This is a genomic window from Devosia sp. (genome assembly GCF_040509215.1).
GTDB lineage: Bacteria > Pseudomonadota > Alphaproteobacteria > Rhizobiales > Devosiaceae > Devosia.
Genome location: NZ_JBEVLL010000168.1, coordinates 1 through 2868, shown reverse-complemented (window position 1 = coordinate 2868; position 2868 = coordinate 1). Strand labels below are relative to the sequence as shown.

Below are 2868 nucleotides of genomic sequence, written 5' to 3'. Positions count from 1 at the left end.
CCTGGAAGCGCTTTACTCTTCTGTCTGGCCGGTGAGGCTGAGGAGAAGCTGGAAGATGTTGATGAAGCTCAGATAGAGCGACAGGGCGCCCATGACGGCGAGCTTCTGATTGGCTTCGGCGCCGTTGTTCTCGGCGAACTGCTCTTTGATCGACTGGGTATCCCAGGCGGTGAGGCCGAGGAAAACGAGGATGCCGACCACCGAGACGATGAACTGCAGCATGCTCGAGCCGAGGAAAATGTTGACGATCGAGGCGATGACGACGCCGATCAGGCCCATGATCAGGAACGAGCCGAACTTGGTGAGGTCAGTCTTGGTCGTATAGCCGTAAAGGCTCATCGCGCCGAACATGGCGGCCGAGATGAAGAAGGTGCGGGCAATGCTGGCGCCGGTGAACACCAGGAAGATCGAGGCCATGGAGAGGCCCATGACGGCGCAGAAGGCCCAGAACATGGTCTGCGCGGCGCTCGCCGAGATCGAATTGACCTTGAACGAGAAGAACATAACGAAGGCGAGCGGGGCGAACATCACCACCCATTTGAGCGGCGAAGAGAAGATCGGCACATAAAGCGCCGGGGTCGAGCCGACGAAGAAGGCAACGAGGCCGGTGATGACGAGACCGAGGCCCATATAGTTGTAGACGCGCAGCATATGCTTGCGCAGGCCTTCATCGAAGGCGGCGCCGGACATGGTGGATGCCGGATTGCTCCAGCGCGATTGTGGCTGCAAAGCCATCGTCAGTCTCCGTCAGTATAGGGAATCGAAAAGGGAGCCGGCGGCGCGGGACACCTCGCCGGGCGGAGCGCTCGCAACGAGCGCATAGGCAATGTCGCCGAACTGCCAATAAGCGGTCGTCGTATCGTCGACATGGCGTGTGGAGGGACGCTCCACGATGAACTGGCCAGGCCGCGCCGCAAAGAGCGACACGGCGCCGAGTTCGCCGGCATTGACGGCAAGCTCGACACTGGGGCCGAAATGGGAGGGATAGACCTGCACGTCGGTCACCGACCAGCCCTCGGGAAGTTTGGGCATGCGAATGGCGGTTTCGGCGAGGAGTTCGGCCGGATCGTAATCGGTGACGGGCGGCTGCGAATGCATGCCGGCGCGGAGGGCCGTGATGTGATGGGCTTCGACCGCAGCGGTGACATATTCGGGTACGGCGCTCGAAGCCTGGGCCGGCAGGGTACCGATCTGGCTATGCGCGATCCAGCCGGCGCTGAGGAGGAAGGAGGCAGCGGCGAGAGGACGGAGGCGACGGAAAAACTGGCCACGATGGAGGCGCCCTTCGAGGCGCCGGGCGACATCGCTGGTGGCCGGCATGGGCGGGACTTCGTCGCCGGCAAGCGCGAGGCGCAATTCGTCGCGCATGCGCAGGTCCGTCATCACCTGCGCGGCGATGTCGGGATGCTGGGAGAGCCAGTGCTCGATTTCGATACGGCGCGAGACGTCGAGCTGGTCGTCGACATAGGCCGCCAGTTCCAGGGGGTCGACTGTTTCAATGTTCCGCATCATTCGCCTCCTTTGATCAGTCTCAGTGCCGGGCCGCTTTCCCAGCGCCGCAGGGCTTCCCGTCCGCGGGAAATGCGCGACATCACCGTGCCGGCGGGCACGCCCAGCACCGCGGCCGCCTCCTCGTAGCTGAGCCCTTCGATGGTCACCAGATGCATGGCCTCGCGCTGCTCGTCGGGCAGCGTATCGAAGGCACGGCGCACCTGATTGAGCCGGACGCTGTCGAGCTGGTTGGGCGGCAGGCTTTCGGCAGTCTGGGCGGCAAAATCTCGATCGCGGGCGGCCGCGCTCTTGCCGGAACGAACACGGTCGATGTGCAGGTTGTGCACGATGGACATCAGCCAACCGCGCAGGTTTCCCGCAGGATTGTAGGTGACGCTGCGCTCCATGGCCCGCACCAGCGCATCATGCACGAGATCCTCGGCATCGGTCGGATGCCGCGTCAGGCTCAGCGCATAGCGGCGCAGAGCCGGAAGCTCGTTCATGACCTCGGATTTGCGGGGTTTTGGAGGGACCATAAGCTATATACGGACAAAACCGCGGGTCTCTTCCATGCGGAAAGCAAAAATCTTGGCCGCTGCACCACAACCCCGGCGAGAGATTACAGTTTGTCGTCACCACCGGGCTTGTCCCGGTGGTCCACGGCTGGGCGAAATGGATTGCCGGGACAAGCCCGGCAATGACGGCGGAGGGGAGATGGTGCCCTAAGCCGACGCCAATTGCACCTCGGGCGCTGGTTCGCAGATGCCGGGCTCGAAGAGGTCGAGGAGTTGGCCGGCATAGAGATCGAGATCGATCGTCGCGTCATGCGCCCATTGCAGGAGGCCGCTTTCGAGGGCGCCGGAAATGGCAGTGGCGACGACGCCGGCATCGAAGGACTTGAAGGCGCCCCGATCCTGCCCGGCGGTCAGGGTGCCGACGAGCCAATCCTTTTGCTCGCGCCAGACGGCGAGGTGGTCGGAGACTTCTGAGCCCCCTGCCCTGGTGGACGCCAGATGACGCAGGGCCAGCACTTCGGCGCGGTGCTTTCGCACATAGGTCAGATGGCCGGTGACAAAGGCAGCGACGCGCTGCCATTCATCCTCGAGCGCCTCGGCAGCCTCGACCACGGTCCCCACCATGCGCTCCCGGACACGGGCAAGGACGGCATCGAAGAGGCCGTCCTTGCTACCGAAATAGTAGCAGATGATGCCCTTGGCGACTTTGGCCTCGGATGCCACTCGCGAGAGCGAGGTGCCGGCGACGCCGTCGCGCACCAGCACCGTTATTGTGCAATCGATGATGTGCCTGCGTCGCTGTGCTTCGAGGGACTTCATCTCATGCACGCCTCGCTCAGGCGACTTTGGAGATGTCTGGAAC

The 2868-nt window shown here is 63.4% G+C and carries 4 protein-coding genes; all 4 read right to left on the bottom strand.

Annotated elements, in window-relative coordinates:
* Positions 1-12: 12 nt before the first annotated feature.
* On the bottom strand, positions 13-735 hold the full coding sequence (locus tag ABW043_RS09295) for a Bax inhibitor-1/YccA family protein (protein ID WP_353920934.1): 723 nt from the start codon (positions 733-735) through the stop codon (positions 13-15).
* A 12-nt stretch (positions 736-747) separates the two neighbouring features.
* Positions 748-1509, bottom strand: a complete 762-nt coding sequence (locus tag ABW043_RS09290) for an anti-sigma factor family protein (protein WP_353920933.1) — start codon at positions 1507-1509, stop codon at positions 748-750.
* Entirely contained in the window at positions 1509-2027 is a 519-nt protein-coding gene (locus ABW043_RS09285; RefSeq protein WP_353920932.1) for a sigma-70 family RNA polymerase sigma factor, read from the bottom strand. Before ABW043_RS09285 ends, ABW043_RS09290 begins: the two co-directional genes overlap by 1 nt.
* Before the next feature lie 186 nt (positions 2028-2213).
* A partial coding sequence (locus ABW043_RS09280) for a TetR/AcrR family transcriptional regulator (RefSeq protein WP_353920931.1) occupies positions 2214-2868 on the bottom strand: 655 nt, incomplete at its 5' end.